The 6,191-nt window shown below is 63.7% G+C and carries 7 protein-coding genes; 2 read left to right on the plus strand and 5 right to left on the minus strand.

Going from position 1 to position 6,191, the window contains the following annotated elements; translation table 11 throughout:
• Positions 1-72: 72 nt before the first annotated feature.
• Both EOB59_RS23735 and EOB59_RS23740 read left to right on the plus strand, forming a co-directional pair.
• Positions 73-975: an endonuclease/exonuclease/phosphatase family protein gene (locus EOB59_RS23735; RefSeq protein ID WP_128289372.1), complete on the plus strand. Its 903-nt coding sequence runs from the start codon at positions 73-75 to the stop codon at positions 973-975.
• A gap of 7 nt (positions 976-982) precedes the next feature.
• On the plus strand, positions 983-1,828 hold the full coding sequence (locus EOB59_RS23740; RefSeq protein ID WP_127329389.1) for an EamA family transporter: 846 nt from the start codon (positions 983-985) through the stop codon (positions 1,826-1,828).
• A 7-nt stretch (positions 1,829-1,835) separates the two neighbouring features.
• On the opposite strand, the gene EOB59_RS23745 is transcribed toward EOB59_RS23740, so the two are convergent.
• The 5 genes from EOB59_RS23745 to EOB59_RS35700 all read right to left on the minus strand — a co-directional run.
• Positions 1,836-3,053, minus strand: coding sequence for an MFS transporter (locus EOB59_RS23745; RefSeq protein ID WP_164895733.1), 1,218 nt, complete (start codon positions 3,051-3,053; stop codon positions 1,836-1,838).
• A gap of 171 nt (positions 3,054-3,224) precedes the next feature.
• A complete protein-coding gene (locus EOB59_RS23750; protein WP_127319158.1) occupies positions 3,225-3,533 on the minus strand; it encodes a Dabb family protein in 309 nt (102 codons plus the stop codon).
• Between the two features lie 17 nt (positions 3,534-3,550).
• Positions 3,551-5,179: a GMC family oxidoreductase N-terminal domain-containing protein gene (locus EOB59_RS23755; RefSeq protein ID WP_127396897.1), complete on the minus strand. Its 1,629-nt coding sequence runs from the start codon at positions 5,177-5,179 to the stop codon at positions 3,551-3,553.
• 12 nt (positions 5,180-5,191) lie between these two features.
• Positions 5,192-5,953, minus strand: coding sequence for a 3-ketoacyl-ACP reductase (locus EOB59_RS23760; RefSeq protein ID WP_128289373.1), 762 nt, complete (start codon positions 5,951-5,953; stop codon positions 5,192-5,194).
• A partial coding sequence (locus EOB59_RS35700) for a hypothetical protein (RefSeq protein WP_206622068.1) occupies positions 5,950-6,191 on the minus strand: 242 nt, incomplete at its 5' end. The genes EOB59_RS35700 and EOB59_RS23760, both read right to left, overlap by 4 nt.

Here is a 6,191-nt window from a genome sequence, read left to right on the forward strand (position 1 = left end):
GTCCATTCTCCTGCACATTGCAACCGTGGCATCGAACCGCTACTGCCAACACGAAATTGAGCCGGATAAGCAATGAAGCTGGTCAGCTACAACATCCAGTACGGGTTCGGCGGCGACGGCCGCTACGATCTTTCGCGCGCCGCGCGCATCGTTGCCGGTGCCGACATCATTGCGCTGCAGGAAGTCGAGCGGCACTGGCAACGCAGCAATTACGACGACCAGCCGGAGCTGCTTTCCCGTCTGCTGCCCGAACATCACTGGGTCTACGGCCCGGCCTTCGACATGGACGCCAGCGAAAGGCGCGACGGCCGTCTGGTCAATCGGCGCCGCCAGTTCGGCACCATGGTGCTGTCGAAACTGCCGATCGTCTGGTCGCGGCTGCATGCGCTGCCAATGCGCCGAACGCAGCGGCCGCTCAACACCCGCAACGCCGCGCTTGAATGCATGATCCGCACGCCGGCAGGGCCGGTGCGGGTGTTGTCGCTGCATCTCGCCCATATCGCGGTCGAGGAGCGGCTGGAGCAGATCGACTACCTCATGGCCGAGCATCGCCGGGCACCGTCCGATGGCGGACCGTGGAGCGGCGTCGACGACGAGCCCACGCGCAATTGGACCAGCGGCGAAGCGGAGCCGGAAAACCCGCTGGCGGCGATCTGGATGGGTGATTTCAACATGGAGCCGGACAGCGCCGAGTATCGCCGCATCGTCGGCAGCACGCCCTACCATCGAGGTGCCGCCTATCTCAGCGGTTTCGTCGATGCCGCCGCCGTTGCCGGGGAGCCGGTTCCGGACTTCCACACCCATGTGAAGACCATCGACGGCAGACTGGCAAAGCGCCGGCTCGACCATTGCTTCGTCGGCGGCATGTTCGCCGGGCGGGTGCGTTCGATCAGTGCAGACATCGGCGAGGTTGCCTCGGATCATTTTCCGCTGCGGGTGGACATAGACCTGGAAACGCCGGGCATCGCCACATGAGCCGCGCATGACGCTTTTCGTCTTCTTTGCAGTGCTTGCCGCCGCTGCCATGCACGCGATCTGGAATGCGCTGGTCAAGGTTCATCTCGACCGCTTCCTGTCGATCACGCTGATGACATTAGGCATGGGCGCGGCGGCACTCGTGGTGCTGCCCTTCGTCGAAGTGCCGAAGGCGGAGGTGTGGCCCTACATCATCGCCTCCGTCGTTTTCCACATGGGCTACCGGACCTTCCTGATCGGCGCCTACAAGGCCGGCGATTTCGCCCAGACCTATCCGCTGGCGCGCGGCACCGCACCTCTGCTCTCAGCCTTCGGCGGCATGTTCGTCGTTGCCGAGATTCCCGGCCCGTTCGCCATGCTCGGCATCTTCCTGTTGTCGGCCGGCACGCTGGTGATGTCGTTTCGTGGCGGCGCGCATCTGGAAAAACTCAATCTGCGCGCGGTTGGCTTCGCGCTCGGCACTTCCATCTTCATCGCCAGCTATACGCTGTCGGACGGCAGTGGCGCGCGGCTGGCGGCAACCGCGCAGAGCTATGCCGCCTGGCTGTTCATCTGCGATGCTTTAGGCGCGTTGGTGCTGTGCCTCATCTTCCGCGGGCCGAAGGCGCTGCCGGTGTTGGCGCGCGACTGGAAGGCAGGGCTGTTCACCGGCGTACTCAGCGGCGCCGCCTATTGGATCGTCATGTGGGCGATGACCAAAGCACCGATCGCTTCGGTGGCCTCGCTGCGCGAAACCTCGATCCTGTTTGCCATGATGATCTCGGTCTTCGCTCTCGGCGAAAAAATGACCGGCTGGCGCGGTGCCGCCGCGCTCAGCATCGTGGCCGGCGTCGTCGCGCTGAGGCTTGGTTAGGCGCCGCTCAGGTCAGGACGGTCATCACCTGGCCACGTCGTTCCGGGCTGAAGCGGATGACGACGATGATGCAGACGGCGACCACGCCTGCGAACAGCGCCAGGGCATAGCCATAGCTGCCTCCGGCGCTTTCAGCGATTCCTGCCTGATAGGGGCCGCCATAGGACGCGGCGAGATTGCCCGCCTGATAGATAAAGCCGGGCAAGGTCGCCCGCACCGCTCCGGGCGAAAGCTCGTTGAGGTGCACGGGGATGACGCCCCAGGCACCCTGGACCGCGACCTGCATGACGAAGGCGCCGATGGCGAGCATGAACGGCGTGGTCGAGTAGGCCCATAGCGGGATGGATGGCAAGGCGATCAGGCATGCCAGCGTGATGGCGTTGACGCGGCCGATCTTCTCCGACAGCGCGCCGAAGGCCAGGCCGCCGACGATGGCGCCGATATTGGCAACGATGGTGATCCAGCTCACCGTATGCGGATCGAAGCCGTGCTGCTTCTTCAGGAAGGTAGGGTAGAGGTCCTGCGTGCCATGACTGAAGAAATTGAAGAACATCATCAGCACGACGGCATAGAGCGCGACGCCCCAGTGCTTCTGCAGCGTTTCCCACATGCCAGGTCGAGCCGTCTTCTGCGCTTCGACGAAGGCCGGCGATTCCGGCACATGCGAGCGGATGAAGAGCACGATCAGCGCCGGCACGAAGCTGAGCAGGAACATGGCGCGCCAGCCGATCGTGTAGCCGCCGATCGTCTGCTGATAGAGCAGGCCATAGACCACCGCCGCCAGCAGATAGCCGGCCGGATAGCCGCATTGCAGGATGCCGGAGACCATGCCGCGTGCGCTCGGCGGAATGGATTCCATGGCCAGCGAACTGCCCAGCCCCCATTCGCCGCCCATGGCGATGCCGAACAAAGCACGCAGGGCGAGGAATATGCCGAGATTGGGCGAGAAGGCGGCCAGCGCGCCGATCACCGAATAGCTGACGATGTTGAGCATGAGGATCGGCTTGCGCCCGTATTTGTCGGCAAGCATGCCGAAGAAGAACGCGCCGATGAAGCGTGTCGCCAAGGTCAGGAACAGCGCCTTGGAGACCGCGGGCACGTCGGCGTGGAATTCGGTCGCGATATCGGTGAGCAGGAATGTCAGAAGGAAGAAATCGAAAGCATCGAGCGTCCAGCCCAGGAATGAGGCGAGGACGGTCTTCTTCTGCTGCGAATTAAGGTGCAAATCTTCCTCCATCATCATCGATGGGCGAATTATCGGCCAGTTCAGGGAAGACCGGTGGTCACGTTTTCGCGCGGCTCATTTGATCGAACGCCCGCTGGAATGGCGGAAGGTGCGATGAGGAGCGAGCGGTGCCATCTGTCGATGAACTCGATCGTGGCTTGAGAATGAGGTCTAGATTTCGAGATCAAACACCAGCAGCCCGTCCGTGCCGCCTTCCAGGGCAGCGACCAGGCGCGCGCCGGCGCGCTGGTGCGCTTCATGCACAAGATAGGCATCGCGCGCGGCGGCATCGCGGAAATCGATGGTGAAGCCGTGGGTGAAGCCGCGTGCGAACGGCTCCGGGCTGACATTGGCGCTGAATTTTACGGCGTCCATGCCGTCGATCACCTGTCGAAGCGCCTCGAGATCGGAATGGATCGCCATGCGCTCGGCGGCGGCAACATCGTTGCGAAACTTGGCGAAAACACAGTGCCTAATCATGTCTTACCCCTCAGTGGCTAAGCAGCCCGGTTTCCGGAAAACACCGCCGGCGGCAGCGGCTCGCGGCCAAGGACCAGGTCGGCGCCCTTTTCACCGACCATGATGGTCGGTGCATTGGTGTTGGATGAAGGCACGCGCGGCATCACCGAGGCGTCGCAGACGCGCAGGCCCTCGATGCCGCGCAGCCGCAGATCCGGCGTCACGACAGCCATCTCGTCATGGCCCATGCGGCAGGTGCCGACGGGATGGTGGTCGGTCTTGGAACTGCGGCAGGCATAGTCGAACAGCTCGTCGTCGCTGGCGAGTGACGGGCCGGGCAGCACCTCGCGCAGCACGTAAGGGGCAAGCGCCTTCTGCCGCATGATCTCGCGGGCCAGCCGCAGCCCCTTGATCGACATGGCGCGGTCATAGGGATCGGACCAGTAGTTCGGATCAATCAGCGGGTGGTCGGCCGGGTCGGCGCTCTTCAGCCGCACCGTGCCGCGCGAGCGCGGCCGCAGGAAGGCCGAGTTCAAAGTGACGCCGGGATTGTTCAGCTTCTCGACGCCGGCCTCGATACCCGAGCCCAGACCGAGATGGAACTGGATGTCGGGCGAGGCGGCTGTCGGATCGGCGTACCAGAAGCCGCCGGTCTCGAACAGGCTGGAGGCCACCGGCCCCTTCTTCAGCAGCAGATATTGCAGGCCGGCCCAGGCCGTGCGGTGCAGCTTGGCGTAGTTGTCATAGGTGTGATCGCCGGTGCATTCGGCGATGACGAACAGATCGAGATGGTCCTGCATGTTGGAGCCGACGCCGGGCAGGTCGTGCACCGGTGTGATGCCGACCGACTTCAGATGGTCCGCGGGGCCGATGCCCGACTGCATCAGGAGTTTCGGCGAGCCGATGGCGCCGGACGAGACGATCACCTCGCGTTCGGCGCGCAGGATTTTCTTCTCGCCGCCCGGCCTGTCGACCACCTCGACGCCGATGGCGCGGCCCTTCTCGACGACGATGCGCGTCACCAGCACGTCGGTTCGGACGGTCAGGTTCTTGCGGGCGCGGATCGGCTTCAAATAGGCGACTGAAGCGGACGAGCGCCGGGCATCCTTCTGGGTCAACTGGTAGTAGCCGACGCCTTCTTGGGCAGCGCCGTTGAAGTCCGGGTTGAAGGGGATGCCCATCTCCTGGCCGGCACGGAAATAGGCTTCGCAGATCGGCAACGGCGCAATCGGGTTCGAGACGCCGAGCGGCCCCTGGTCGCCGTGAAAATCGTTGGCGTAGCGCTGGTTGTTCTCAGCGCGTTTGAAATAGGGCAACACATCGCGATAGCCCCAGCCGGCGAGGCCCTCTTCCTTCTCCCAGGCGTCGTAATCGCGGGCGTTGCCGCGTGTATAGATCTGGGCGTTGATGGACGAGCCGCCGCCGACAACCTTGGCCTGCGTGTACCAGAAGACGCGATCCTTCATGTTTCTCTGCGGCACGGTCGACCAGCCCCAGGAGGCGATGCCTTTGGTCATCTTGGCGAAGCCTGCCGGCATGTGGATGTAAGGATGCCAGTCCTTACCGCCAGCCTCCAGCAGCAGGACCGAATTTGCCGGATTCTCGCTCAGCCGGTTGGCCAGAACGCAGCCGGCCGGACCGGCGCCCACGATGATGTAGTCGGTCATGACACTGTCCACTTACAGCCGCGGCACGGAGAGCGCACCGTCGACATTGATGATCGAGCCGGTCGAAAAGCCGAGTTTTCCGCCAGCGAGTGTTGCCACCACCGCGCCGATGTCTGATGCTTCGCCCCAGCGTTTGGCTGGCACCAGACCGCCGTCGATGAGGGCGTCATATTTGGCGGTCACGCCTGATGTCATATCGGTGCGGATGATGCCTGGCCGGACCTCGAACACGCCGATATTTTCGGGCGCAAGCCTAAGCGCCAGGTTCTTCACCCACATTGAAAGGCCGGCTTTCGAGATGCAATAGTCCGGCCGCTCCGGCGATGCCATTTCAGCGCTGACCGAGGTGATGGTGATGATCGACCTCTGGTGATCGCCTGGCGCAGCCAGCATCGCCTTGGCCACGGCCTGGCTGAGGAACACGGTGCCGCGCAGATTGATGCCGAGCGTGCGGTCGAAATTCTCCGGCTTGAGGTCCAAGAGGTCACCGCGCACCACGGCGCCGACGCCGGCATTGTTGACCAGGCAGTCGATGCGACCGAAGGCGTTCGTTGCGGCGGTGACGAGGGCTGGATGGTCGTCGAGGTTGGCGATGTCACAACGCACATAGGCGAATTTTGAGCCGCGGGCGGCAATGGCGGCGGCAAGTTCGTCTGGAGCTTGGTCAGCAAGATCGGCGACCAGAATATCGAAGCCGGCATCCGCCAGTGCCTCGGCGCAGGCAAGCCCAATGCCGCGCGCGCCGCCGGTGACGATGGCGGAGGGGCGGGTCATTGGAAGCTAGCCTTGCGGATGTCAGCGCCGCCCCTCATCGCCCTGCCGGAGCGTTCGTCGTTCGAAAAGCCAAGCAGTTGGCTTTTCGTCCGCTGCGCGGACCACTCCTCAACCCCCCGTATAGTGACGGGGAGAAGGACGCTCGCGCCGCCGTTCTCGACAATCGCCAAAGGATCGCCGAGGTTGCGACCAGCTTTCTTCTCCCCGTTTACGGGGAGAAGAAAGCTGGTCGCAACCT

The sequence above is a fragment of the Mesorhizobium sp. M7A.F.Ca.MR.176.00.0.0 genome, from assembly GCF_004023165.1.
In the GTDB taxonomy this organism is placed as follows: domain Bacteria; phylum Pseudomonadota; class Alphaproteobacteria; order Rhizobiales; family Rhizobiaceae; genus Mesorhizobium.